Origin of the sequence: Paenibacillus sp. PK4536, from assembly GCF_028594455.2 — a bacterium.
Lineage (GTDB): Bacteria > Bacillota > Bacilli > Paenibacillales > Paenibacillaceae > Saccharibacillus > Saccharibacillus nuruki.
Map to the genome: position 1 here is coordinate 2,960,419 of NZ_CP126313.1, position 24,902 is coordinate 2,985,320.

At 34.3% G+C, this 24,902-nt stretch carries 30 protein-coding genes; 23 read left to right on the top strand and 7 right to left on the bottom strand.

The features are described from left to right. Positions 1 to 104: 104 nt before the first annotated feature. The 10 genes from PO903_RS13315 (at position 105) to PO903_RS13360 (ending at position 10,946) form a co-directional block, all read left to right on the top strand. On the top strand, positions 105 to 1,223 hold the full coding sequence (locus PO903_RS13315; RefSeq protein WP_273593650.1) for a glycerol dehydrogenase: 1,119 nt from the start codon (positions 105 to 107) through the stop codon (positions 1,221 to 1,223). 291 nt (positions 1,224 to 1,514) lie between these two features. Further along, positions 1,515 to 2,717 carry an MFS transporter gene (locus PO903_RS13320; RefSeq protein WP_069327825.1) on the top strand — a complete coding sequence of 401 codons (1,203 nt, stop codon included), beginning with the start codon at positions 1,515 to 1,517 and terminating at the stop codon, positions 2,715 to 2,717. Between the two features lie 72 nt (positions 2,718 to 2,789). Beyond that, positions 2,790 to 3,110, top strand: coding sequence for a cupin domain-containing protein (locus tag PO903_RS13325; protein ID WP_273593651.1), 321 nt, complete (start codon positions 2,790 to 2,792; stop codon positions 3,108 to 3,110). Positions 3,111 to 3,481: 371 nt separating this feature from the next. Further along, positions 3,482 to 3,922, top strand: a complete 441-nt coding sequence (locus tag PO903_RS13330; protein WP_069327827.1) for a ribonuclease — start codon at positions 3,482 to 3,484, stop codon at positions 3,920 to 3,922. Positions 3,923 to 4,017: 95 nt separating this feature from the next. Further along, positions 4,018 to 4,305 carry a barstar family protein gene (locus PO903_RS13335; protein ID WP_273593652.1) on the top strand — a complete coding sequence of 96 codons (288 nt, stop codon included), beginning with the start codon at positions 4,018 to 4,020 and terminating at the stop codon, positions 4,303 to 4,305. Positions 4,306 to 4,547: 242 nt separating this feature from the next. Then, positions 4,548 to 5,867, top strand: coding sequence for a stalk domain-containing protein (locus PO903_RS13340; RefSeq protein ID WP_273593653.1), 1,320 nt, complete (start codon positions 4,548 to 4,550; stop codon positions 5,865 to 5,867). A 106-nt stretch (positions 5,868 to 5,973) separates the two neighbouring features. Continuing rightward, complete coding sequence (locus tag PO903_RS13345) at positions 5,974 to 6,804, top strand: imm11 family protein (protein WP_273593654.1); 831 nt, start codon at positions 5,974 to 5,976, stop codon at positions 6,802 to 6,804. Between the two features lie 247 nt (positions 6,805 to 7,051). Next, entirely contained in the window at positions 7,052 to 8,398 is a 1,347-nt protein-coding gene (locus tag PO903_RS13350; RefSeq protein WP_273593655.1) for a stalk domain-containing protein, read from the top strand. Positions 8,399 to 8,485: 87 nt separating this feature from the next. Further along, positions 8,486 to 9,367 carry a hypothetical protein gene (locus PO903_RS13355; protein ID WP_273593656.1) on the top strand — a complete coding sequence of 294 codons (882 nt, stop codon included), beginning with the start codon at positions 8,486 to 8,488 and terminating at the stop codon, positions 9,365 to 9,367. Between the two features lie 31 nt (positions 9,368 to 9,398). Beyond that, a complete protein-coding gene (locus tag PO903_RS13360; protein ID WP_273593657.1) occupies positions 9,399 to 10,946 on the top strand; it encodes a patatin-like phospholipase family protein in 1,548 nt (515 codons plus the stop codon). Positions 10,947 to 10,974: 28 nt separating this feature from the next. Here the strand turns inward: PO903_RS13360 and PO903_RS13365 are convergent, their stop codons facing one another. Continuing rightward, a complete protein-coding gene (locus PO903_RS13365) occupies positions 10,975 to 11,265 on the bottom strand; it encodes a hypothetical protein (RefSeq protein ID WP_273593658.1) in 291 nt (96 codons plus the stop codon). A gap of 146 nt (positions 11,266 to 11,411) precedes the next feature. Here PO903_RS13365 and PO903_RS13370 point away from each other — a divergent pair, with 146 nt between their 5' ends. Together PO903_RS13370 and PO903_RS13375 are read left to right on the top strand one after the other, a co-directional pair. Next, positions 11,412 to 11,864, top strand: a complete 453-nt coding sequence (locus PO903_RS13370; RefSeq protein ID WP_273593659.1) for a WapI family immunity protein — start codon at positions 11,412 to 11,414, stop codon at positions 11,862 to 11,864. 54 nt (positions 11,865 to 11,918) lie between these two features. Continuing rightward, positions 11,919 to 12,371, top strand: coding sequence for a WapI family immunity protein (locus PO903_RS13375; RefSeq protein WP_137222548.1), 453 nt, complete (start codon positions 11,919 to 11,921; stop codon positions 12,369 to 12,371). A gap of 1 nt (position 12,372) precedes the next feature. Here the strand turns inward: PO903_RS13375 and PO903_RS13380 are convergent, their stop codons facing one another. From PO903_RS13380 to PO903_RS13390, 3 genes are all read right to left on the bottom strand, one after another. After that, a complete protein-coding gene (locus PO903_RS13380; RefSeq protein WP_137222550.1) occupies positions 12,373 to 12,648 on the bottom strand; it encodes a hypothetical protein in 276 nt (91 codons plus the stop codon). A gap of 69 nt (positions 12,649 to 12,717) precedes the next feature. Further along, positions 12,718 to 13,053 (bottom strand): type II toxin-antitoxin system PemK/MazF family toxin, encoded by a 336-nt coding sequence (locus PO903_RS13385; RefSeq protein WP_137222552.1) that lies wholly within the window; start codon positions 13,051 to 13,053, stop codon positions 12,718 to 12,720. Next, on the bottom strand, positions 13,050 to 13,319 hold the full coding sequence (locus tag PO903_RS13390) for an AbrB/MazE/SpoVT family DNA-binding domain-containing protein (RefSeq protein WP_241669330.1): 270 nt from the start codon (positions 13,317 to 13,319) through the stop codon (positions 13,050 to 13,052). The genes PO903_RS13385 and PO903_RS13390 overlap by 4 nt, the downstream gene beginning before the upstream one ends. Positions 13,320 to 13,476: 157 nt before the next feature. Between PO903_RS13390 and PO903_RS13395 the strand changes: the two genes are divergently transcribed. The 5 genes from PO903_RS13395 (at position 13,477) to PO903_RS13415 (ending at position 16,509) form a co-directional block, all read left to right on the top strand. Beyond that, positions 13,477 to 14,043: a ribonuclease domain-containing protein gene (locus tag PO903_RS13395; protein WP_441343326.1), complete on the top strand. Its 567-nt coding sequence runs from the start codon at positions 13,477 to 13,479 to the stop codon at positions 14,041 to 14,043. A gap of 158 nt (positions 14,044 to 14,201) precedes the next feature. Next, entirely contained in the window at positions 14,202 to 14,690 is a 489-nt protein-coding gene (locus PO903_RS13400; protein ID WP_137222558.1) for a tetratricopeptide repeat protein, read from the top strand. 45 nt (positions 14,691 to 14,735) lie between these two features. Continuing rightward, on the top strand, positions 14,736 to 15,224 hold the full coding sequence (locus PO903_RS13405; RefSeq protein ID WP_273593660.1) for a GNAT family N-acetyltransferase: 489 nt from the start codon (positions 14,736 to 14,738) through the stop codon (positions 15,222 to 15,224). Positions 15,225 to 15,374: 150 nt separating this feature from the next. Further along, positions 15,375 to 15,896, top strand: a complete 522-nt coding sequence (locus PO903_RS13410; protein ID WP_241669331.1) for an HPP family protein — start codon at positions 15,375 to 15,377, stop codon at positions 15,894 to 15,896. A gap of 79 nt (positions 15,897 to 15,975) precedes the next feature. Beyond that, positions 15,976 to 16,509: a hypothetical protein gene (locus tag PO903_RS13415; protein ID WP_273593661.1), complete on the top strand. Its 534-nt coding sequence runs from the start codon at positions 15,976 to 15,978 to the stop codon at positions 16,507 to 16,509. 31 nt (positions 16,510 to 16,540) lie between these two features. Here PO903_RS13415 and PO903_RS13420 read toward each other — a convergent pair whose 3' ends face one another. Both PO903_RS13420 and PO903_RS13425 read right to left on the bottom strand, forming a co-directional pair. Continuing rightward, a complete protein-coding gene (locus tag PO903_RS13420; RefSeq protein WP_273593662.1) occupies positions 16,541 to 16,852 on the bottom strand; it encodes a hypothetical protein in 312 nt (103 codons plus the stop codon). A 217-nt stretch (positions 16,853 to 17,069) separates the two neighbouring features. Then, positions 17,070 to 17,801: a superoxide dismutase family protein gene (locus tag PO903_RS13425; RefSeq protein ID WP_273593663.1), complete on the bottom strand. Its 732-nt coding sequence runs from the start codon at positions 17,799 to 17,801 to the stop codon at positions 17,070 to 17,072. 454 nt (positions 17,802 to 18,255) lie between these two features. On the opposite strand from PO903_RS13425, the gene PO903_RS13430 reads away from it, so the two are divergent. The 5 genes from PO903_RS13430 to PO903_RS13450 all read left to right on the top strand — a co-directional run bounded on the left by PO903_RS13430 (position 18,256) and on the right by PO903_RS13450 (position 23,028). After that, entirely contained in the window at positions 18,256 to 18,765 is a 510-nt protein-coding gene (locus PO903_RS13430) for a hypothetical protein (RefSeq protein ID WP_273593664.1), read from the top strand. 122 nt (positions 18,766 to 18,887) lie between these two features. Beyond that, on the top strand, positions 18,888 to 19,616 hold the full coding sequence (locus PO903_RS13435) for a class I SAM-dependent methyltransferase (protein WP_069326310.1): 729 nt from the start codon (positions 18,888 to 18,890) through the stop codon (positions 19,614 to 19,616). Positions 19,617 to 19,798: 182 nt separating this feature from the next. Next, positions 19,799 to 20,947, top strand: coding sequence for a hypothetical protein (locus tag PO903_RS13440; protein WP_273593665.1), 1,149 nt, complete (start codon positions 19,799 to 19,801; stop codon positions 20,945 to 20,947). A gap of 148 nt (positions 20,948 to 21,095) precedes the next feature. Further along, complete coding sequence (locus PO903_RS13445) at positions 21,096 to 21,632, top strand: sigma-70 family RNA polymerase sigma factor (RefSeq protein WP_273593666.1); 537 nt, start codon at positions 21,096 to 21,098, stop codon at positions 21,630 to 21,632. Further along, entirely contained in the window at positions 21,616 to 23,028 is a 1,413-nt protein-coding gene (locus PO903_RS13450) for a DUF4179 domain-containing protein (protein ID WP_273593667.1), read from the top strand. Before PO903_RS13445 ends, PO903_RS13450 begins: the two co-directional genes overlap by 17 nt. A 78-nt stretch (positions 23,029 to 23,106) precedes the next feature. On the opposite strand, the gene PO903_RS13455 is transcribed toward PO903_RS13450, so the two are convergent. Then, a complete protein-coding gene (locus tag PO903_RS13455) occupies positions 23,107 to 24,087 on the bottom strand; it encodes an ROK family protein (protein ID WP_350339071.1) in 981 nt (326 codons plus the stop codon). Positions 24,088 to 24,271: 184 nt separating this feature from the next. Here PO903_RS13455 and PO903_RS13460 point away from each other — a divergent pair, with 184 nt between their 5' ends. Beyond that, complete coding sequence (locus tag PO903_RS13460; RefSeq protein WP_273593668.1) at positions 24,272 to 24,889, top strand: sugar O-acetyltransferase; 618 nt, start codon at positions 24,272 to 24,274, stop codon at positions 24,887 to 24,889. Positions 24,890 to 24,902 lie beyond the last annotated feature (13 nt).

Sequence of the window (24,902 nt, forward strand, 5' to 3'; positions counted from 1 at the left end):
AGTGGGCAACATTTACAATATAGGGAAGTACACATTCAGGTACATAGCGGAGTAATAGGATCCATTCGACCAACTATTTGATGAATTGGAAGGGGAAGATCTTCATGACAGAACGCATATTTATCAGCCCGGGAAAATACGTACAGGGTAGAGATGTTACCGACAAAGCAGGAGAATACGTCAAAGGCATTAACGATGGCAAAGCATTAGTTATCGCTGATGATATTGTCTGGGATATAGCAGGGAACCGTGTATTGGAAAGTTTGGACAAAGCTGGCGTACAATACACCAAAGCCGTATTTAACGGTGAAGCTTCAACAAATGAGATTAACCGTCTAGCAGGACTTGGTAAAGAAGGTCAGGCAACGATCGTTATCGGTGTAGGCGGTGGTAAAACGTTAGATACCGCCAAAGCGGTCAGCGATCAGTTGGGTGGGTACAGCGTTATTATCCCAACAACAGCGTCTACCGATGCACCAACCAGTGCACTTTCGGTTATTTATTCAGATGAAGGTGTATTTGAAAGTTATAAATTTTACAACAAAAATCCTGACTTGATTCTAGTCGATACCAAAACGATTGCCGGCGCACCACCACGCTTCTTATCTTCGGGTATAGCAGATGCACTAGCAACATGGGTAGAAGCTAGAGCAGTAATTGAAGCTCGCGCGACAACCATGGCAGGCGGTCTAACAACGATTGCGGCTGAAGCGATTGCTCGTAAATGCGAAGAAGTATTGTTCGATTATGGTGTACTTGCTTATGAATCAGTTAAACGTAAAGTGGTTACACCTGCGCTTGAATCGGTAGTTGAAGCCAATACACTACTCAGTGGACTTGGATTCGAAAGTGGAGGTCTAGCTGCGGCACATGCTATCCATAATGGATTTACTGTATTGGATGGAGAAATTCATCATATGACACATGGTGAGAAAGTCGCTTTTGGTACGTTGTCACAGTTAGCTCTTGAGAAACGTTCTATTCAAGAAATCGAACGTTATATTGCTTTCTATATCAGCTTGGAATTGCCAGTGACATTGGAAGATCTACATTTACAAGATGCAAGCGATGAAGATCTTTATCGTGTAGCTGAAGCGGCGACCAAAGCAGATGAGACGGCTCATAATCTGCCTTTCCCTGTGACTGCGGATGATGTGAAAGATGCGATTATTGCGGCGGATCAATATTCCAAAGCATACAAAGCTAAATTAAAAAATCAATAAAATTATAGTTTAATACATTACACCTTGAATGATGCATACGGTAGTACATTTATAACTATGTAGTGCATCCACTTTATAATATAGAAGTCGGTGTATAATGACGAACATTTTAATATGATAAATAAAAGCCTTCTTTTGCCATAGATTTGGTGAAAGGAGGCTTTTTTGCTTTCATTATTCGACATTTTCTGATAGGGTAGAAAAGATAGGATATAAGAATATAGAGAAGAAAACGTATTTTTTTATCTAGTAAATAAAGATGGTTGCGTAAGTGCAGGAAAGGTTGTTGATATGAAGAAGTTTGCATTGGCATCGTATCTGATGTATTTTCTAGCAGGATTAGTGGTGACTACCATTGGAGCGATTATGCCGCAGTTATTGGGGCATTATAATCTAAGTTATACGGAGGGTGGAACACTGGTATTTATCGGTTCGATTGGATTCTTGATCGGAGTTCCATTGTCTGCTTATATGATGCATCGATTTGGCGAAAAGGTTACACTGGCAAGTTCAGCGCTTATTATTGCGGTCACCCAGAGTATGATGCTCACTTTACCAGAGTACTCATGGATTACAATATTGAACTTTTTTAATAGTCTCAGTGTATCTGCGATTGAAGTTGTTGTAGCGGCTCTCGTGATGGAGAGATTTGTGAGTCGGCGAGCGGTGACGATGAGTTATTTGGAAGTATCGTTCGGTCTTGGGGCGCTCGGTATGCCTGTTTTTGCAAGCGGTTTTATTGCACTAGGGCACTGGCAGTGGGTATTTGCAGTTACTGGATTGATCTCGCTAGTGATGGGGATTGTATGGATGCGTATTCAATATTCCCGAGAAGAAGAGACATCATCCAATCAAGCAGTCGATGCCGTAGAAGTTGCGCCTTCAGCTACGGTAACAGGAAGACATAAAATAGTGTTATTAAGCATATTTTTGCTGATGATTTTTGTGTATTGTGGAATAGAAGGTAGTCTGAATAATTTCTTATCTTCTATCTTTATTAGTTATTTTGGCAGTTCGGAATACTATGCTTCGATTAGTATTGGAGCGTTCTGGGGAGCCATGGTTATCGGGCGACTGGCAACCAGTTGGATCATTCGCCGGGTGAATTATAGTCGCTTCCTATTGATCAGTATGTCACTGAGTCTATTGATTCTGCTGGCATTTCTCGTATTCCGTCAAGAATGGGCAGGCTATCTATTAGTACCATTGTTAGGATTTACGATGTCAGGTGTGTACTCGATTACGATGGTCTATGCGAATCATACTTTACCTAATATGGCTCGTACAGTAACCAGTCTGATCACCGGATTTGCAGGCTTTGGTAATGCTGTATTCCCTGTGCTGATTGGCTATACATTGGATCGTGCACCGATTCAAGTGTCTTTGATGTTAATTGCAAGTTATGCTGTGGCTTTCTTAATTCTATTGCTTATTATTATGGGCAATTATCGCAAATGGAAACGCGTAGATGCAGATGAAGCAATCAAGATATAACGTAGTCCAAACTTATATTTGACTAGATCCAATCTTAAAGCTGTTCAACATAAATAAGGAGGCAGAATTGGTATGAGTAATCTAGGGGTATGGGAAGATGCAGAGCCGGGAGTAAAACGTTGTATTCTGAATGCCAATGGTGGCTTAATGATGATGGAAGTTCATTTTACCAAAGGCGCAGAAGGATACCAGCATCAACATCCTCATCAACAGATGAGTTACTGTCTGCGCGGTTCATTTACATTTACGATCGACAATGAGCAGACCACAGTCACGCAAGGACAGTCGATTAATATTCCTCCGAATGCGTTACACGGAGTCATTGCACTTGAAGAAGACTCTGCATTGTTGGATGTGTTTACTCCGATTCGAGAAGATTTGTTAAAATTGTAAATAAAGATCGAGCTATCTCTTTACACTTGATGAAGAGGTAGCTATTTTTATATCCTTATTCAAGAAGGATGCACGAATAGAACATATAGAAGTATCCCTGATGTCGCTGGATTGATATGGTAAAATAAACAAGCATGTGCATGTAACCTTTATTTCTAAGTTTAGATGAAGATTAGAGAGATATAGGGGTTACTTTTACTTTCATTTTACGTTATATTTAGAAAAATTTACAAATAGATGCATTAAATTTAAAATTTTAAACAAACTTGTGTGATATAAATGGTAAAGAGAATACTTGTTACCTATAATGTGTATATGACGTTATAAGTTAACAACGTTCATCCAATACGAGCTACATAGGAGGCTGGAAAATGAAAAGATTTTTGTCCACAGCACTACTTGCACTCATGTTAACGGTTGTCTTCTTTACCGGCTCACAAGTTACACCTGTTGCACAGCCAGAAAAAGCTTCAGCAGCAACGTGTACGATTATCAACACGTTCACAGGTGTATCGAATTACATCAAAGCGAATAAAACATTGCCATGTAACTTTATTACGAAATCGCAAGCATCTGCGCTTGGATGGGTTTCTTCTAAAGGAAACTTAGCAACAGTCGCTCCAGGTAAAAGTATTGGTGGAGATGTATTCAGCAACCGTGAAGGATTACTTCCAACAGCAAGTGGACGCACATGGCGTGAAGCAGATATCAACTACACTTCCGGCTTCCGTAACTCCGATCGTATTTTGTACTCCAATGACGGTCTAGTGTACAAAACAACAGATCACTATGCTTCATTTACGAAAATGTAGAACATAAACGTTGTTCATACGCGTATGCCAGAGCAGATGATTGCTTCTGGCATATAGCTATGAATAGCACTTTAAGATGTAAAGGATGATTAAAGATGAACATGGTAACAATCAATGGCGAGGACTTTCATACCATCGCTGAACTACACGAGACACTCCAACAGAAGTTAGAACTGCCTGAATTTTATGGAAAAAATCTAGATGCTCTATGGGATTGTTTAACAGGCATGATCGAATTGCCCTTACAGATGGAGTGGCTAAACTATGATGTAAGCCGTGAACGTCTAGGAGACAAAGCAGATCAAGTACTAGGTGTACTAGAAGAAGCTCAAGCGGAAGGCAATGGATTCCGGATATGGGTAAGGGATCAAGTGGAAGAGTGAATATAGAAGATTCGGATCGGCAAATATAGAAATGAAGAAAAAGCTGTGCTCACAGGAGCGACAGCTTTTTTTGATGTTTGGTTATAAGTAGAATGCTAAGTAACTGCTAAAAACACTGCGAAAATCGTATTATTTCAAATAAGTTAATTCTTGCTCAATGATAGGTAAATTAAATAAGAGCAAATGCCGTTAATAACAATAGTACTTATTAGTAACAAAATATACATAAAAGGGGTTTGTACATGAAAAAAGTATATGAATTGATTATTAAAGGAGTGCTTGTAGCAGGGCTACTTGTGCAGTGTTTGGCTGTGTCTACATTTGCTTATGCGGCTGATGAGGAATGGTTAGTCACACCAGCAAAATTAGAAGCATATTCACTACAAATTAATACGGAAGGTAATCAACAAACCATTCAAACACAGGGTTTTATGCAGGATGGATTAATGATGGTATCGGCAGCAGATTTATTGAATAATACGGGGTTCAAAATAGAAGAGAGTGATGCTTCAAAAACTAGCTTTTTGGTAGAACGAAATGAATTTCTTTCAAGTACTATTTTTAATTCTTTTAGATTTAACAAGGATAACTTTTCGATAGACATTTTTATAAAGGAACAACATAGTGAATTTTCAATTAAAGAATCTGTGGGTATGCCCACTCATGCAACTGTTATGAATGGCTACTTATACATACCTCTTGAGTTCATGACCACTCTACTGAATTATGATGTGAAATATGATTACTTAACAAATGTAATTGTAATTAATTCTTGGAATAATAAGAAAGAGCAAGTGAAACAAGTCAAGGAATTTGTGAATCGTTATATGAATGGAGCATCAGGAGGATATAGTTCAGATTTATCACTATATACCACAGCTTTTCTAGAACATGATGAGGATATGATTGATACGGCTTTTTCTAATCAACAATTGCCAGAACCGAACCTTGTACTTAAAGATTGGAATATTCGATATTTATTTTTTATATCTCATGATGAAGTCATGGTAAAAGTTCCTTACTTAGAAGTTGGTAAAGCATCAAAAAAAGTAGGTGGAGTATGGCTTCGTTTAATACGAACGGATAGCGAATGGAAGGTAGACAGTTCAACCTCTTGGGCTCAACCTCTTTATTTAAATGATATGAAAGCGAAAATAAAAAAGCTTAAAATCAATAAACCACAAAAAGTAAAAGCAATCAAAAAAGGATTGTATAGTTCATTTAATCGGGCAAATGCTAAAAAACAGACAGTAGAAGGAACTGAAGTCGAATATAAAACTTTTCCTAAGAATATTGAAGTACTATATGCAGATGATGAGATTGCATATGTATACACAGAATATAACTGGTCATTTAAACAAACAGATGAAAACTTAAATAAATATTATATTGCTTCTAATAAAGATTTTATTACTATGCAGAAAAATATAAAGGGACAATGGAGTTTTAAAATGCGTTACAATTTAGAACTCGAATATAGCATTCCAAGTACCCTCATAAGAGGAAATTATTCTAATTATAAGTATCAGTTTATGGCGTTTGATAATTACTATCTACAATGATTCTATTGTGAAATCTTATATTTCATTTTTTTAAGTATAGAATAAAAATTAAATGAGTACTTAATCGTTTTGAAAAGTTCTATAGCAATTAATTAAGGAGAATAAAATGAAAATTTGGAAAATTGAGCCTAGTCATGAGAGTATAATGTTGGTTTCTTTAGATCAAGAAAAGTTTATGAAATTTGAATTTCCTTATTTCAATGGAGAACTATTACCTTTATCTTGGCCTGAATATCCAGTAGGCACAGTTAAGAAAAAGTACAAATATAGTGATTTTGCTGTTTATATATCAAGCATTCCTGTAATTAGTGAAAAGGTATTTAATATTGTTAACCCCCTTGTTAAGGATTTAATTGAATTTCTTCCTGTTCAACACCCTGATTTTAATTTCTACCTATGTAATATTTTTAATGTGATTGATTGTGTGGATGCTGAAAAGTCTATTCCTGATACGATCTATAGTGGAATAATCAGAAGGTATAGTAAAATCTCTTTTGTAGAATCTATTCTAAAGGATAATGAAAAAAGACATATATTTAAAATACCTGGACTTGCTGATTTAACTTATTTTGTATCTGATGAATTTAAAGAATTGCTTTTAGCCAATAATATCAAAGGTATAGATTTTATAGAAATTTGGGATTCTGAAGCTGATTTTGAATTAGAGCAACAACATGAACAACGTATAAAGGAAGAATATGATGCTTACATTATTAAAATTAATAATCAGCCACATGATCCATTAAGTTGGAACGAAGCCATTGAAAAATTAAAACGAGGTAAAGCAGCAATTAGTGCAGATTGGAAAATTCAATACAATTCCAAAGGTGAGATTTTAATCGGACAACTGAATAGAAATCTAGAATATGAGTTTTTTAGTCCTGTTTATATACCACCTATATTGCTTGATCTTAAATGGCAAGAAGTAGAAAAATAAAATTTATAATATTTGCGGTTGAAGTACAATAATCTACTTTAACTTTTCTATATTGTATAGAACCGTACGTGTATGTATTGAAAGCCAGAATAAAAGATAAGCCTGTCTCTCTATTATGGAGGAATAGACTTATTTTATTTATAAGGTACAAGTTAACATCAATCAACTCTAATTTATACTATAGAATTTGCCGTTAATAAGAATAGTACTTATTAGTAACAAAAAAATACATAAAAGGGGTTTGTACATGAAAAAAGTATATAGATTGATTATTAAAGGAGTGCTTGTAGCAGGGCTACTTGTGCAGTGTTTGCCTGTGTCTAGAGTAGCTTACGCAGATAATAAAAGTACGATAAGTTCTTCAAAATTAGAAGCATATTCACTACAAATTGATACGGAAGGTAATCAACAAGCTATTCAAACACAAGCTTTTATGCAGGATGGATTAATGATGGTATCGGCAGCAGATTTGTTGAATAATACTGGATTCAAAGTAGGCAGACCACTAGGTTGGGAAAAAAGGTCTTTGGTAGAGCGAAAAGAGTCTCTTTCAACTACAATTCTTAATCGTCTAATATTTAGAGATGGTGATCATGTTATAGAAATATATATCAATAATGATATATATGATTTTGCAGAAGAGTATATAACAATGCCAACGACTGCAACTTTTAAAAATGGACGTTTGTATATACCTATTGATTTTGTAGCTTCTTTATTAAATTATGATGTGAAATACGATTTTTCAAAACATATCATTAATATGAATTCTTGGGATAACAAAACTGAACAAGTAAACCAAGTCAAAGAATTTGTGAATCACTATATGACAGGATCATCAGAAGGATACAGTCCAGATTTGTCATTGTATACTGCTGCTTTTTTAGAACATGATGAAGGTTGGATCGAAACAGCTTTCTCTGATGAACAATGGCCAGAACCACACCTTACAGTAACAGATTGGACAATTAAACATCTGTTTTTTATATCTCATGATGAAGTAATGGTGAAAGTTCCTTATCTAGAGATGGGTAAAGTATCACGAAAACCCGGAGCAGTATGGCTTCGCTTAATAAGAGTGAATAATGCTTGGAAAGTAGATACTTCAACATCTTGGAATCAGGCTCTTTATTTAGATGATATTCATGATAAAGTGAACAACCTTAAAATGAATGAACCTGAGAAGGTAAAAGAAATAAAAAAAGCATTATATGCTTCATTTGAAGTTGCCAATAGTAAGAAGCAAGCAATTGAAGGAGGAAAAGCAGAATATAAAACATACCCTAAAAATGTTGCAGTATTATATGCGGATGATCAGATCGCTTATGTATATACGGAATACAATTGGTCTTTTAAACAAACTAATGAGAATTTAGATAAGTATTCTATTAGTTCAGATGAAGATTTTATTACTATGGAGAAAGATGCGAATGGACAATGGAAATTTAAAACTCATTATGGTTTAGGATTAGGTCATCATATTTCTGGAAGTGTCATAAGAGGCAATTATACTAATCACAAATATGAATTTATGTCTTTTGATGATTATTACTTGAATGATCCTAGCGTGAAATCTTATATTTCATTTTTTTAATATAAGAATATTAATCTAAGATATCTTTTGAAATTTTAAATAAATGAAAATGTAATTAATTTTAAATATATTTAGGAGGAAAAATCATTGAAAATATTCAAAATTTCGCAAGAATCAAATATTATTCATGAATTAACAGTTACTAATTTTGAGAATCTTACTCATAAAAGAGAACCATATTTTATAAAAGAAGAAAAAATGAAATATTATGCTGTCTGTCCTTCTTGTAATAATCCAATCCAAATTATTAATTTATATCCTCAAAAAAAAATTGGAAATGAAAAGTCTAAACCATTATATGCAAAACATTACAGTAAAGATATTAAAAATTTAGCAAAATATGATCAAGAAAAATATAACAATTGTCCTTTAAAATCTCCTATTTCTTTTAGTGATAATACAAAACAAAAAAATAAGAATAAAAGTAATGAGATTCTAAGTTTAATTAAAAACTATCCTGAAATATTATTAATGTGTATCAGGACTATAACCAAAATAAATTCTTCTAATAATAAATTTATAGATATGATAGATAAATTCATAAAATCTGAAGGATACTATTATAAATATATAAATAAATTTAATCTTCCATATGCTTTTTTAAATATGCAAAATAATATAAATTTATACTATTTGAAGCCAGAAGAACTCTTTACAGAAAAATTTAAAAAGATTTTAGAATCTAAAAGTAAATTTTTTGAGTTGAGTAACTCAAATCAGTTTGTCAAAAAAGAATCGATTCAAGAGTATGCTAGTTTAGAAGTGTATACATCTAATCATAGTATAAAAAATTCAGAAGAAACTTTAAAAATTATAATCGTTGAAATTAAAGGAAAAGAGAAATATATATTGGATTCCCAAAAAGTATCTATAGATAAGTTTAAATTTATAGATCTTACTTCTAATGATTCCAATTATTTGAAAGATTATAGTTTAAGAAAAATGGTAGATAAATATATAATATTTTAGTTTTATATTTTATTGAAACGAGGAGTAGCAATTGGATGAATCAGTTAAACAAAAGCGAATAGCATTAGCATTATCGGGAGGAGGTTTTAGAGCTTCATTTTTTCATATTGGTGTACTAAGCGAACTTGCTAGATTAGGTCTTCTCAAACATGTGACAGCAATATCTACTGTTTCTGGAGGGTCAATTATTGGAGCATATTATTACCTAGAACTACAAAGATATAAAAATAAATTAAATAAAGACTTAGTCGATCAAGATTATATAGAAATTATTGAAAAGATATCAATTGATTTTTTTAAGAAAGTAAACAAGAATCTTAGAAATAAGTTTTTTATTCATCATTTAGGAGATTTATTTATAAGAAATAAATCTCTTGCTGAAAATCATAACTTAGTAGAATTATTAAATAAATATTTTTTTGATGAATTTTCATTTAAGGATAAAAATGTAACGATGGATCAGTTGTGTCAATCAGAAGGTCTCCCTAAATTGATTATAAATTCAACTAATGTAAACTTTGGAAAGATATGTTGTTTTACTTCGGATTTAAAAGATGCCGAAAATAATTTTTTTAAGTTTGCTGAAGAAATATCTAAATATCAAGCAAATAAATATAGATTTGACTATAAAAAGTTAACTATAGGACATGTTGTAGCAGCTTCTTCATGCGTACCGGGCTTATTTCCTCCAATGAATATATTTTTGGATAAATCCATATTATCATTTATAGATGGTGGAGTAATAGATAATTTGGGAATATCAGCACTTATGGAAGAAGACTACGACCAGATTATTGTTAGTGATGGATCCTTGCATATTGATCAAACCCTTTATTATGAAACTTCACCCTTAGATATGCTAATGCGAACAAATGACATATTAATGGATCAACTTAAAAAGCATAGTATTGAGAATACTAATTTTCAAAAAAATAATTTGACATTAATAAGTATTAGAAAAGGACTCTTAAATGAACCTCCTTCATTCAAGTTAGGGAGTATGCCATTAACAGATTATGGCATAGATCAATCAGTACAATATTATTTATCTAGAATAAGAACAGATTTAGATACATTCACAAATATCGAAGCAGAGTCTTTAATGCTTAGTGGAATGCTTATTACCAATCATATTTTATTAGAGAAACCATTAAAATCTAATTTAAACAATTATACTTATTCTTTTCAAAAAAAAATCATAGAAGAGAATATAAAAAATCCATCAGAAGAATATTTAAAATATCTTAATGCTGGAAGTAAAAAAATCAATAGAAATAAAAAATACAAATCAGATCCATATAAGCTATATATCACTTTTTCAAAAGAATTTAACTATCTCAAATTCTTTATAATATCAACTTTTTTAACTTTGGCTTTATTGTTTTTTTTCTATATATTTAAAGATGTATATTATATTCCTACAATCCTTGTAAAGATCACAAGGATCATATCTTTACTTTCATTCATTGCATTAGCCTTTAATCTTTACATTCCCTTATTTGGTTTAATAATATTATTGTATTTTTATGTGCAAAATAAATTATTTTGTTGGAAATCAAATAGATTTTATAAAAAATAATCAATTTTTCAAAAAATCATATTTTAATCTAATTAAAATTTGTCTTTGTTAGAAAAATATTTTTAAATTTGATCCCATCTTTTAATCCCTGCTCATACATCACCGACTCTGCTATACCTTGTAGCAGAGTCACTACATTACAATAATCTATCAACAACTTCATTCCTTCTGGTTTCACATATGTACATAACTCGGTAAACAGCCGATCACTATCCAACATCAACTTCTTATACTCTTCTGATCCATAAATAATCGTATTCGCTATACTTTCCATCCGCATTGACTTGAATTGATTAAAATCTTTTTCAAAATCATTCATAATACAAACCTCCACAAAAGTGATGCTATTATCGTAGCATCGCTTATTTTAGCTGTATACGGTCACTCTGATGGCAAAGTGATGTCACTCGTAAAGTTTGGTATACTGTCTTTTTACACTTAAATTTAACAAAGGTGGCACATTACATGCTATGGATTAGTGGAAACATCCGATTTGAACTCAACATCTTACATTATGATTATCCTCTAGAAAGAGTGGAATGCTTATATGACGACTGGCTAACGGTGCAGTTGATCGCTCAAGATGAGAATGGATTACAGTGGGAAGCGAGTAGTTCTTGTATGTTTGCTAAAGAATTACAGGACTTACGAGATTGGTTCGGTTCGATACGAGTACAGAATGTGGTGTGGCAGACGTTCTATTTCATGGAACCTGAATTAAGCTTTACATACATTCCGGATGGAACAGTAGAAATAGGCATATCTCAGTCTTTTTATCCTAAAGCCTTAATGGAGCATGGTAGACAAACGGTAGATAAAAGTTTAATTATGGAATTGCCTGAAGATGTTTTGTATGATCTCATACAGCAACTGGATAACATGATTGTAGAATTTCCACAACGTTCGACCAAGCAATAAGGCAATCTTATAGAATATCTTATACATACATTTTAAAATAAGGCGGTACATCATATGTTATGGATAGATGGTAAGGCAAGAGTAGAAATCAAGATTTTAGGGTATCAATATGAAGTTATAGAAGAATGGTATGACGATTGGCTAACCGTACAGATTATCGCTCAAGATCAAAATGGGTTTCAGTGGAAAGCCATCAGTCCGTCTATGATGACTTCGGAATTGAAAAGTTTGCGAGATTGGTTAATTTCGGTGCGAGATAACCAGATGACATGGAAGTTCGCAGCATTTATGGATCCGGAAATTGAAGTTTCTTATATCGAAGAAGGGCAGATTGAACTTAGCTTAAGTCATGCGTTTTATCCGCATAAGCTAATAAAACTAGATCAAGGTGAATATGAGAAAAAGTTTATTATCTCGTCTACGAAAGAAGTATTACAAGAAAAGATTGAAGAAATTGATGAAATGCTAAAAAAATTTCCAGAGCGATGCAGTCGATATAACAACTAGATCAGATCAAGCGAAAATAAACGCGTAAAAGTGCAGTAGGTAAAAAAGAAGATACAGAATCACTTTCTCCAAAACTGAATCCAAAATTACCCTGACTTAGATCAAGTAGAGAAGGCTGTTTTTCAGATGAAGCAGGTAATAGACCGTATTGTTTCATCAGGCGTTCTTTGAGTGCTGGATCGACCTTACTAGATGATTGTGCATACATCGGTTGGAGTTGAATATTTATTGCGGATAAAGCTATAGTAAGGCTTAGCATTAATTTTACGAATTTCAATTTATTTCTCCTTATATCTGCATCAGGAGAATTCTAAAACTTTAAAGTCCTGAATGCTTAGTACTGTAATCAGGCTAAAATAGACCGTGTGTTACGCAAAATGGTTTGCATCGATTTTGTTTGAATAGACAAATGATCTACAATAGAAAAGTTACGTTTTTTAATATCCAAGCTTTTCATTTGATCGGTTAAAACAACGCCTTGAAATCGAAGACCAGCAGGGAGTTCAACTTCAAAAGGATAATTCTTTATTTGATTTGTAATCGGACATACGACAGCAAAACCAGTAATTTGATTAAAATTTTCTTCTGATAATACGATAGCAGGACGGCGACCAGCTTGTTCATGACCCGCTTGTGGATCAAAATCAAGCCATATTAAATCGCCACGAGTTGGAATTTTCAAAGTTTCTCGTCTCCTTCAATACCCCAATCTACTTCTTTATGGCGGGGAGATTCTGGTTTGATTTGAGCTAAAAGATTATTGAGGTGAGCTTTCAAATCTTGATTAGATTCTTCCTGTTGAAGAATCGGACGTAGAAGAATTTCATTATCATTGGTAATAATCATTTCTATTTCTGTACCTTCAGACCAATTTAAACGCTTAATTAGATCTGTAGGGATACGTATAGCACTACTGTTTCCCCATTTGCTAAGTGTAGCTTTGGACATATTCATCACCTCATTTTATTTTATAAATATAGTATAAGATATTTAGATTGTAATGTATATCTATAGGATATACATTTAAATTATATAAATTTTATGAAGTATAAAGGAATATTTAAATAAACATCTAGAATAAGATTTATAAATAGGGGGTATTTTTTTGAAAAAGATATTATCAGGTATTGTATTAATCCTTGTATTGGGTGTTATCTTTATCACCCAGTTACAAGATGGATCGTCTACAAATACAAGTACCACAGCATCTAATCAGACAGCACAGGTTGATTCGAATAATTCGCAGACACAGAATGAATCTTCGATTAAACCGACAAGCAATACTAGCCAAACCTCAAATAACCAGAGTAACAATAACCAAACGAACTCCGCAAATACATGCAAAGTTATCAATACCTTTGATGGTGTTGCCGATTATCTGAAAGAATATAAAAAATTACCTTGTAACTATATCACCAAGTCCAAAGCAGAATCGTTGGGCTGGGAATCGTCGAAAGGTAATTTGAATAAAGTAGCACCCGGTAAAAGTATTGGTGGCGATTATTTTAGTAATTATGAAAAGCTGCTGCCAGCTTCCAAAGGACGCAAATGGCATGAAGCCGATATCAACTATACATCTGGTTTTCGGGGAGCCAATCGGATATTGTATTCTACCGATGGACTGATCTACAAAACAACCGATCACTACGATTCATTTCAGCAAATCCAATAAATACGTCTGTACAACTTCAACTTCAACTTCATATTCATCTATCGAAGATCGACAATCATTGTCGGTCTTTTGTTATAATGATAGCGATCTTATAGCTACATTGATGTATCGAATCCAGAATGGAGTACAGAAACAACAAGTCGAAAGGAAGAACCAAGATGACCAATACTCAGATGCAAGAAGCGATTGAATTACGTCAAAATGGACAATTAGAAGAAGCACGCACGAAATTACTCCATTTATTATTGGAAGATCCCGATGATCCTGTGTTGTTATATCAGGTGGCATGGACGTATGACAATTTAGGATTAGAAGCACAAGCCATGCCTTATTATGAACAAGCTCTTGCTAATGGACTACAAGGCGAAGATCGTCAGGGAGCGATGCTTGGACTAGGTAGCACGTACCGCACATTGGCTCATTATGACAAAGCAGCGACTCTTTTCAAGCAAGCGATTCAAGACTATCCGGAGGCACGAGAATTTAGAGTGTTTTATGCAATGGTGCTGTACAATCTAGAACAATATGCAGAAGGCATGCAGTTATTAATGACTGAACTAGCAGAGACAACAAATGATAAAGGGATTGAACGATATCAGCGAGCGATTTTATTTTATGCTGATAAGTTAGATCAGGTATGGGAATAAGCCGGTATAGACAGAGTACATATATAAATAAAGGAGTGGTTGGATATGCATACATGGAGTATTCGGGCAGTTACCGCAGACGATCAGAATTTTTTGTGGGAAACGTTATATTTGTCTCTTTATGTGCGTGAAGGAGAAGCACCATTTGATCGGGAAGTGATCTATGAACCACATCTGGCTAAATATGTAGAAGATTGGGGTCAAGCTGGAGATGTTGGTTATATTGCAATCAATGACCAGCAACAACCGATTGGAGCTGTGACGGCTAGAGTATTGCCAGCAGACAATCAAGGGTACGGTTATATTGACGAGGTAACACCAGAGTTAGGATTAGCCGTATTGGATGAGTATCGTGGACAAGGGGTAGGTACAGCGCTTATGCAAGCATTACTAACTGAATTACGACAACAACAGATTGCTCAAGTCTCATTGAGTGTAGATCCGAGCAATCCCGTTGTACGCTTATATGAACGTTTAGGATTTGAAAAAGTAGCTGTCGTCGGTACATCGATTACGATGTTATTGGTTTTATAATTTTTTACGATTGAGCGCAATAAACACAAATTATTATTCAAATATAAGCATATTATTAGATAATCATTATTAGTATTATTCATTATAAAGATGTCTCATTTTGATGTATACTTCTATAGGGAAATAAACATCTGTAGAGGGGTTATCATTTTGTACAAAAATCTAAAGTTATATTTCAACAAAAGTTCAACACAAGCTCGTTCTCCACTGAAGGTTAGTATGTGGCAGGCTATTTTAGCTTTTATCGGTGGATTTATCACTATATTTATACTGGTGAGTCTTTCAGAAGGGTTGCATTTGTCTTTATTGATAGCTCCTTTTGGCGCAAGTTGTGTACTGGCTTTTGCACTTCCAGAGGCGGCTGTATCGCAACCTAGAAATATTATTGGTGGACACTTTATTACTGCTTTATGCGGTTTGGTGATATATCACTGGTTAGGGAACGGCATCTGGGCTTTATCTTTAGCAGTTGGACTGGGTATTGCTCTTATGATATTAACGAAAACGACTCATCCTCCTGCCGGTGCAAATCCGATCGTTGTCATTACCGCAGCGAGTTCATGGTCTTTTCTAATTACGCCGGTGTTAATCGGTTCTATCGTGGTAGTCTGTGTTGCCTTGCTATACAATAACTTAATCAAGCATCGAAAATATCCGACATTTTGGCTATAAACAAACAAAGGAACTCATCTATTGCGATTTCTATAGATAAGTTCCTTTGATATTTATTTATCTGAGAATAGGAGTCATTATGCGTAAAATAATAAGTGGTTTATCTATAAGTAGTATGATCTTGCTTGCTAGTTGCACCGCACCTGCACGACCTAGCGTTGAAGTTCCGAAAGCTACTGTACAGTATAAGCAAGAAGTACAAAAACCGTTATTACAAGATATTTATACATATGAATTTGATAAGATTGAACCACAACACCAAAAACTTATAGACGAATGGCTACAAGAATCTCGTGCAGATAATAAGAAGAATCAGGTTTATTGTTTTAGTATTGGCGTAGAAGAAGATGCCAATGACGGCTACAAGTATATGTATGTATTTGGTAAAGGATATCGAACGTTTGAGACAGCATTTATGTATTCACAAGATAACCAACTTAACAGTAACGATACGAAGGCTCAAAGAGAAACAAGTCAAATAACAGATGAAGGTAAAGGCACTGTTTATTTTAAAGGAGTGAAAGGGGATCCCACAGATGAAACATTACTGCGGATTCATTACAATACCAAATATGTTAGTGCTACTGGATTAGTAGATAAGTTTTTTAAATAAAAGTGCAGGTAAGCATGTGATCATATATGCTTTAACCTGCACTTTTTGGAGCGACCAATTGAATATCTTCTAACTTGGGATGGCGTATCCAGTCTGAATGATAGCGGATAAAATAAAGCTGATCGATCTGTACTAACTGCATAATATCTGGTGTTGTTTTGAGATTAGCAGTGTCTTGAACTTGTTGAACCACAATACCTTGATCGGTCACGCCGACCACGCGGAATACACCTTCTGTTGTCTTTATACTGCTTACATATAGAAACGTCAAAGCCACTACCGCAATAGCAATCAATGTGATAATCTGGCGTGTACGTCTGATCGGCTTGCGAAGAATGGGCATATCTATCACCTCTTTCACCTAAAAATGAGATATAACCAGTATAGTCGATAGCGAAAGATACTTCTACGTTAGACCATTTTGAACTTTAATTTGCCTGTACAAAGGGCATCCAACATAAAGTTCTGCAATCCAAAGAAACATAAAAGAAAAAACTCTCTAAACCATATAGAGAGTTTTTGAATAAACCTATATTTTTTTCCTATCCTTATAAATTCGATTACTGTGGAATATTTCCTCCAGCAATACGATCTCCTGAATTTCCTGTCGGATCAGTCATCTCATCATCTGGAGCAGCATGAATAATAATGGAAGCCCCTAAAAGAGTGTGTTCATTTCCTTTTTCTAGACTGGCATTTGGTAATACCATTGTAGTATTAGCTGTACCATCTGCGGCTACTTCTAAGTTAGGTAGATCACCTGTATGTTGTCCTTTGGGATTGAGTCGTCCATGTTCATGTCCTTCTGGATTCAGATGTGATCCTGCTGTAGCGAAGTCGTTATTCGTAATAGCTGATTGGTGAACATGAATCCCGTGTTTACCTGCGGGTAGATTTTTGACATTCACTTTGATATTCACATTATTCTGATCTTGTGTAAGGATGGCTGTTCCTATCGACTCACCTTTGCTATTTTTGATCTCTACCACTGGACTGTTAACAGAAATCGTTGCAGATTGAGGTTCCCAGTACATTTTGTTACCTAGAAGATCGCTCACATGGCGAATCGGTACATATGTAGTACCACTATATCTAAAAGACTCTGGAACCATACTACCCTGATTATTGTATTGTGCTGAAGTGGTTTTTTGTTCACCATCTACATAAAATTTTAATGCCTCTGTATTCGGAGTCACCGTTGTAGCATCTGCTGCAAATGAAATACCTGAAAAAAATAAAGCTCCACCTAGAAAAGAAAGGACGAGATGTTTTTTACCTAAAGGTTTTTTCATTACAATTATTCCTCCTGTAATTAAAATAGGTTCTTTTTACATTTATACCCTTAAAATTACATTGTAAGCAGAAGGACTCAAAGTTATCCGGAATCTATATACATAATAATATTTAGCATATGTAACCATTTTATTATAAATAAAATATAAGTTATCGATTTAGATAAGAAAGGGGAAGACATACATATTAGAACGAAATCGAATCAAATCGGTATAAATATATAGAAATAAAAAAATAGTAGAATGATTAAATAATCATAATAAGTATTAAAATTATACGTATAATAGAATAATTTCATTAAAATATACACCATTTGTGTTAAAAATCGTATAAAATAACCGATCATTTTAAAATCCCTTAATTGTATATAATGTTAAAAATTAGTTGATAATACCTTGAAATTGTAATATATTATTTCAGGAATTAAAATTATATCCAAAGGGAGAAATGGTGATGAAAAGTATTTCGTTAAAGTTTGTTCTAGTTTTACTTGCAGTATTTATGCTTCAGTTCAACCATGCTTCAGCTGCATCTGCTAAAAGTACACTGAACGTTGGCGAGACATTGGCTAAAGGTCAGATGTTATCATCCCCAAGCGGTAGATTTAATTTGGTCATGCAAAATGATGGCAACTTGGTATTGTATCGTGATGCTGGCATTCCAATGTGGGATACGAATACTGATGGTGATGTATTCAAATACTATGACACATTTTTAGGTCGTGAATTTCAACGATATCCAGAAGCATTAACACTTCTCCCTAACACACTACGCGTTACTGATCCTTCTAAAGGTATCGTATTTTGGACAGCAGATGTGAAAGGATGGAGTAATGCACATTATAAAGGTAATGTACCTGCTGGATTAATTGGAGATAGCCTGGTGGTACAAGATGATGGAAATGTTGTTCTTTATGCTACTGGCAAAGGTCCAGTATGGGCTTCGAATACAGGCGGATATTAATACATACACGAGAGCCGTGTTTAGCGGCTCTTTTGTTTTGCTTTATATTGTATAATGAGTTTAAATGGACAGAACATTGTAGTTTGTCGCCAAAAGTAAATGCGTTGAGGAGGTTACAGGTGATGCGCCAAAATATTTATGATGACCCGACTTTTTTTGAATATTATAAAGAGTTACGGAGCACAGGGATTACTTTTAATGATTTTGTAGAGCAACCTGCTTTGAAAGCATTATTGCCGGATTTAAAAGGATTAACAGTACTTGATATGGGTTGTGGATTCGGTAAGTTAGCTTCATATATGGTAGAACAGGGAGCAGCGCATGTGACCGGCGCGGATATCTCGAGCAAAATGTTAAGTATTGCACCCAAGCTTCCAGAGATTACATATATTCATGCACCGATAGAAGAATTGAATTTTGAAGCTGAATCTTTTGATCTGATTGTCAGCTCTTTAGCTTTTCATTATGTGGCTGATTATGATCGCCTGATGGCGCAGATTGCGAAGTGGTTACGTTCCGGAGGAACATTGGTCTTTTCAACCGAGCATCCAATAACCACAGCCAAGTTAGATATGGAGGGTTGGGTAGAAGATGAGCACGGAGAGAGATTGCATTATGCGATAGATAATTATGGGGAAGAAGGGCAACGTAGCACTCACTGGGTTGTTGATAATGTGATTAAGTATCACCGGAAAGTATCTACACTGGTAAATGGTATGATTGCTCATGATTTGATCGTACAACACATCGATGAACCGGAGTCTATTCCAGAAGGTTTGGAGAAAATGCCGAAGCTCACACAAGAGCGTCGCAAGCCTTCTTTTATTTTATTCAAAGCGGTAAAAAAGTAAATGAATAAAGGAAAGTATAAGTGGATGATTGAATGTCTGCTGGTAACGCTAAAGATCAATATAGATCTATAACAAAGGAGAGCAATCTCCTTTTTATTTTGGAAAATGTTAATCTAGAGTAATAAAATGACCGATAGATAAAAAGAAATACCATTATAATAGACGCAGAAAGAAGGTCAATTATGCATTTTTATGAAATTGATATTGCTAAAGTTATGAAAAATCGACAACCATTTATGTTGAATCCTACAAATTATATTTTGACGACAGATGATGAATTGTATCAGTTACCCGAGCTACCAGCAGGTGTGCCTTACATAACGCAGGAACAGATGATAGAGCAATTGTATAAACAAAGTGTAGATGAAATAGAGCAATTTATATCTTCTGAGTATAATAAAGATGTGTATATAATTGCTATTGCTACTAGTGAATATTATGATTTTCAATTGTACATAAATACAGAGGAACGATTTAAACGTTCTCAAGAAAAATATCTTACAGAAGAAAAAGATATAGTGGAATTGAATTACAGTAAGTATAATTTAGGGAATTTCTCTTTTGATAATCAACTTCATAATGATGAAATTTTAGATATTTTAACTGGAGTACACGTAATTGAGGACAAGGTATGTGACTTTGAAGTCGATGAATTGTATGTTCCGTTGTATGAAGGAGATTTCAATAATATTTCAATAATTATAAACGAATCTCTTATTAAATTTGGTCATTATATTGCAGTACAAGAAGTAGCCAAGCGTTTAAAAGATACAGATATTGAAGCAAAAATAAATAAGACTTCTGATTTTATTTTTTTTGGTGCTATTGGTGATGCCGGAACTGATCGAAGTATTATGATGAGACAAACTGTTGAACGTGAAGTACTGTACAAAGCTCTTCCTGAATTACATCAAGGTGATTTTCAATTTGAACAATTGAAGATGGACTTACAACAACGTTCATTTAATGAACAAGTCAATTACTGGCTTCAAGAGATCAAGAACAATGAGAATCGGATAGGTCAAAGTGTTTTTGAACATTATTACAAAACAGAATATCATGCAATTGAAGCTTTAGCCGAAAATCTAGATGATATTGCGAATGATCTATTACCTGCATGGAAAAAAGAAGTAACCAATTATATAGAGTCAGGCGAAGAATCAATAGCACTATTTTATCTCAGTTACGTACTTAGTGAATTTGAAGAAGAAAAGCAAATATATATCACAGAAATCCAAGATCATTTGAACATGATAGAACAAGCAGAGCAACTACAAGAGGAATCTCAAGGCAATATAAAAATGATTCGTGATATTCTATTGGTAGAATAATTAAATTTTCCGGTAACAATATAGTATTAAAATAATGAAAAAGAGAGAGAAATCTCTCTTTTTTTGTGTTCTTAAAAAAAAAAACTGTTTATACACTCTGATTGTCTTATATATATGAATATTTAGATAGCGAAAAGGAAGTGTCATCATGGAGGAACATGAATGGGCGGTGGCTGCTTGTAAAGGGGATGAGCAAGCATTTTATCATCTTGTGTCGTCACATCGTCGAAGGTTATATGGGATTGCTTACAGTTATATGCATAATGAAGCAGATGCACTAGATATTTTACAAGAAACCACATATCGAGGATGGTCTAAATGTCATAAATTAAGTCATCCAGAAGCTTTTATTCCTTGGCTTATTCGAATTCTGATTAACTGCTGTATGGATGAACTGAAACGTCGTAAACGTAATGTTCCTTTGTTAGAAAGACATATGATTGGTAAAGTATCTGAAATGGTACATGATGACAAACTCGATTTGGAACGTGCTTTGGATCGTCTCAAGCCTAATTATCGACATGTATTAATTCTTAAATACTATGATGATATGACTCTTGCTGAAATAGCTAAAGTATTAGGGAAATCAGAAGGAACAGTTAAGACATGGCTTCATCAGGGACTCAAACAAATCAGAACCAAGATTGATATAGGAGGTGAAGTTAGAAATGAAAAATTCGAATGAGTTGCAGCTACATAAACAAGCTCAAGAGATAAAAGAGATTAGTAAACAAGTGGCAGAACAACATTTAGAAAAATCGATCATGCAAGGTATAGAACGTGCTAACCGCCAAAAACAACAAAAGTCGTGGCAATGGAAACGTCCTATTTGGATCACTACTATGGTAGCTATTCTAATATGCACAGTGGGAGGAATATGGATTTCGCATGCTCCAATATCTAACACATCTGTCTCTTTGATTCGTTCGGGATTACCTGATTATATGAATACATTATATAGGCAGAATGGGTTAACCAAATCATTAAAAAGTGCAGTAGATCATGGACTATATCAGCCTATTAATCAAAAAGTAGAATCTGAAAATTATACTTTGAGTATAGAAGGCGTTGTCGCAGATAGTAGCAGAGTGATGATCTTTTATACAGCGAAAAATCGAATCAATGATCAAGGTCGAGCGGAGATTGATAGTGAAGAACATCCTATCCTGATGAATCAGTCGCAAGGTATGAATGTCGGCAACTACTTTGACAATATTGTTCTGCCTGATCAGGATAAACTGGAAAATAAAAGGTCAAGTCATGGCTTATTAATTTTTGATTTTGCAAGTTGGAGTGAAGTACCTGATCATATAACATTATCAGCTAAAGTGCATAATGGATTTTATAAAAATAAAGAAGAAACATTAAATATCCCGTTTCAGATTGACACACAGAAATTCGAAGGCTTGAAAAAAGAAACAATATTTAATAAATCGTATACTGTTCAAGGATATACATTTAAACTACTCAAAGTGTCCCAGACACCTTTACGCACAGATACCGAGTTTGCATGGGAACCACAATCTAAAGGAACACTTCAAGGTATCTATTCTAACGTATTTGCTTATGAGCCTAGCGGGAGAATTAAAAGTCCTTTTGTGATTAATAAGTACACTACGTATAAAGAAGGAAGTGCTACTCATTTTATAAATTATAGTGAAAGTAATTATTATGCTTCAGATCAAAGATTATGGGTGGATATCGAAAAAATCAAGCCTGCTTTGGCTAAACCTATATCAATTACTATAAATACTGAGGAAAAGAAAATTCAAGCTACAAGAGATAACAAAATTGAAGTTTCTTCTGTAACACAACAAGATAGTCATATTAAAATAGCATTATCGTACGCTGTGAGTGATCCAGATGCTACTTATATTTTTGACATGAAATCTACTTTTAAAGATGGACTTGGAAAAGAGTATCCTTTAGAAGGAAGGATGCTTTATGGAAACCAAGAAGGACAATATGAATTAAGCTTTGAAAACAAATTTTTAACACAACCGTTAACTTTTGAAATCTTAGACTATGGTGGAGCACTTCTATATATGAATACACCTATCGAAGAGCAAATTAGAAAATAAATCAAAAAACCATTCCTACTTTCTAAGGAATGGTTTTTTTGATCTTCAAGAAGCCAAAAGTTATCAACATCTAATCATTTATCTTCGCTTTTCAACCAACTGTAATGCATAATCTAAGCTTTCTAAAGTCATAGACACCAGCCCATGCATATAATCTTGATCAGGCTCTTTCAACATGTGAAGTTCTGCCATATGTTCTAAAGGAATGTATTCCAGACAAGCGTTGTACAAATCTTTAACTTGTTCTGAATGTATTTGATCGCCTGTTAAAGCAATCTTTTCCGGATTAATTGTAGCGATTAAGCTGATTAGCATTTTGGCGGCTAAAGGAATAAAAGTCGAAGGCTGATGAAGTTGAGCATATTGTTCTTCTCGTGTTATGCCGAAAGGGAGAAAAGAAATTTCACCTGCAAATCGAGTATTTCCTTTGTGAATATGCCCATCGATCATTAATCCTGCACCGGGAAAGCTTCCTTTGATAAAAGTCACTACTGCTATCGTTTTATCTTGATCATACTGTTGTTTTTGATAAAATCCATAAGCGGTCAGATTCATATCATTTTCAATAATAATATCGATGCCATACTTTTCGTTCAATTGAGATTCTAAAGGAACCCCAATCAGTTCTGAAGCATCACAGATCTGTATCATCCCTTGATGCGCTACACCCGGAATCCCTATCCCAATCGCTTTGATATTGCCATAGGTATGAATCAATCGTTCGATCAAATGATCAATTATTGTCGCATTCACAGAAGACACCTCTTCATGCCCGCTTTCGATATATTGACCTATGGAATTAGCTACAGTATACGTCAGCGAGTGCCGAGTTTCTTCTGCTTTGATATAGATACAAGCAATATAAGAAAAGTGAGCATTATACATAAACTTCTTCGCAGGACGACCACCATGAGAATCTTCTTGTTCATGTTCTAACACTTCACCCGTTGTTAGTAATTCATTGAGTATTGTTCCACAGGTAGCGATACTTAATCCTGTAGCTTGAGCTAGATTAGCTTTGGTCGCTGAAGTGAGCGATTTTAGAGTTTTTTTAATCACTTCTGTATTGATTTGTTTTACATGTATCGTGTTATGGATAAACGGTTGTATGGATATCACCTCTATCGAATTTTGATAATAGTTATTAAAAGTATTATAATAAGTAATATTATAATTTAATACCCCATCATTGTCTAATGAATTAAGCAGATACAGGTGGATATTCAAGGAGGCAATCGTATACATGGCAACAGACAAAGAAAAGATGCTGGCCCAGAAATTATATATGGCTGGTGTAGGCGAATTAGCAACAGATAATAAGAAATCTCGGATGCTTACTCGATTATTTAACAACACAACCGAAGAGCAGTGGGAGTATAGGACTGAATTACTTCAGCAATTGTTAGAATCCGCAGGTAAGAACGTATTTATTGAACCACCATTCCGTTGTGATTATGGTTGTCATATTACAATTGGTAATAACTTTTATGCTAATTATGATTGTATTATTATTGATGTTGCCAAAGTAAAGATAGGCAACAATGTGTTTTTTGGCCCGCGAGTAGGTGTGTATACAGCAGGGCATACTATTGACCCTGATGTACGCAATACCCTTTTAGAATTTGGTAAAGAAATCACGATAGGCAATGATGTCTGGATCGGAGCAAATGCAGTGATTAACCCGGGTGTAACGATTGGGAACAATGTAATAATCGGTTCAGGCTCGGTGGTCACCAAAGACATTCCAGACAATGTGATTGCTGTAGGAAATCCTTGCAAAGTCTTACGAGCGATTACTGCTGAAGATAAGCAATACTGGGAACAGCAAAAAGCAGAGTATGAAGAAGATATTGAGCATTAAGATTAGACTTGAA

What these genes read in the sequence shown, in the direction of transcription:
- PO903_RS13390 (WP_241669330.1), bottom strand. Translation starts at nt 13,319, where the DNA reads ATGTCCAAAGCTACACTTAGCAAATGGGGAAACAGTAGTGCTATACGT.
- PO903_RS13400 (WP_137222558.1), top strand. Translation starts at nt 14,202, where the DNA reads ATGACCAATACTCAGATGCAAGAAGCGATTGAATTACGTCAAAATGGA.
- PO903_RS13425 (WP_273593663.1), bottom strand. Translation starts at nt 17,801, where the DNA reads ATGAAAAAACCTTTAGGTAAAAAACATCTCGTCCTTTCTTTTCTAGGT.
- PO903_RS13435 (WP_069326310.1), top strand. Translation starts at nt 18,888, where the DNA reads ATGCGCCAAAATATTTATGATGACCCGACTTTTTTTGAATATTATAAA.
- PO903_RS13420 (WP_273593662.1), bottom strand. Translation starts at nt 16,852, where the DNA reads ATGCCCATTCTTCGCAAGCCGATCAGACGTACACGCCAGATTATCACA.
- PO903_RS13330 (WP_069327827.1), top strand. Translation starts at nt 3,482, where the DNA reads ATGAAAAGATTTTTGTCCACAGCACTACTTGCACTCATGTTAACGGTT.
- PO903_RS13325 (WP_273593651.1), top strand. Translation starts at nt 2,790, where the DNA reads ATGAGTAATCTAGGGGTATGGGAAGATGCAGAGCCGGGAGTAAAACGT.
- PO903_RS13315 (WP_273593650.1), top strand. Translation starts at nt 105, where the DNA reads ATGACAGAACGCATATTTATCAGCCCGGGAAAATACGTACAGGGTAGA.
- PO903_RS13340 (WP_273593653.1), top strand. Translation starts at nt 4,548, where the DNA reads ATGAAAAAAGTATATGAATTGATTATTAAAGGAGTGCTTGTAGCAGGG.
- PO903_RS13320 (WP_069327825.1), top strand. Translation starts at nt 1,515, where the DNA reads ATGAAGAAGTTTGCATTGGCATCGTATCTGATGTATTTTCTAGCAGGA.
- PO903_RS13335 (WP_273593652.1), top strand. Translation starts at nt 4,018, where the DNA reads ATGAACATGGTAACAATCAATGGCGAGGACTTTCATACCATCGCTGAA.
- PO903_RS13345 (WP_273593654.1), top strand. Translation starts at nt 5,974, where the DNA reads ATGAAAATTTGGAAAATTGAGCCTAGTCATGAGAGTATAATGTTGGTT.
- PO903_RS13375 (WP_137222548.1), top strand. Translation starts at nt 11,919, where the DNA reads ATGTTATGGATAGATGGTAAGGCAAGAGTAGAAATCAAGATTTTAGGG.
- PO903_RS13430 (WP_273593664.1), top strand. Translation starts at nt 18,256, where the DNA reads ATGAAAAGTATTTCGTTAAAGTTTGTTCTAGTTTTACTTGCAGTATTT.
- PO903_RS13370 (WP_273593659.1), top strand. Translation starts at nt 11,412, where the DNA reads ATGCTATGGATTAGTGGAAACATCCGATTTGAACTCAACATCTTACAT.
- PO903_RS13365 (WP_273593658.1), bottom strand. Translation starts at nt 11,265, where the DNA reads ATGAATGATTTTGAAAAAGATTTTAATCAATTCAAGTCAATGCGGATG.
- PO903_RS13415 (WP_273593661.1), top strand. Translation starts at nt 15,976, where the DNA reads ATGCGTAAAATAATAAGTGGTTTATCTATAAGTAGTATGATCTTGCTT.
- PO903_RS13405 (WP_273593660.1), top strand. Translation starts at nt 14,736, where the DNA reads ATGCATACATGGAGTATTCGGGCAGTTACCGCAGACGATCAGAATTTT.
- PO903_RS13350 (WP_273593655.1), top strand. Translation starts at nt 7,052, where the DNA reads ATGAAAAAAGTATATAGATTGATTATTAAAGGAGTGCTTGTAGCAGGG.
- PO903_RS13460 (WP_273593668.1), top strand. Translation starts at nt 24,272, where the DNA reads ATGGCAACAGACAAAGAAAAGATGCTGGCCCAGAAATTATATATGGCT.
- PO903_RS13440 (WP_273593665.1), top strand. Translation starts at nt 19,799, where the DNA reads ATGCATTTTTATGAAATTGATATTGCTAAAGTTATGAAAAATCGACAA.
- PO903_RS13445 (WP_273593666.1), top strand. Translation starts at nt 21,096, where the DNA reads ATGGAGGAACATGAATGGGCGGTGGCTGCTTGTAAAGGGGATGAGCAA.
- PO903_RS13450 (WP_273593667.1), top strand. Translation starts at nt 21,616, where the DNA reads ATGAAAAATTCGAATGAGTTGCAGCTACATAAACAAGCTCAAGAGATA.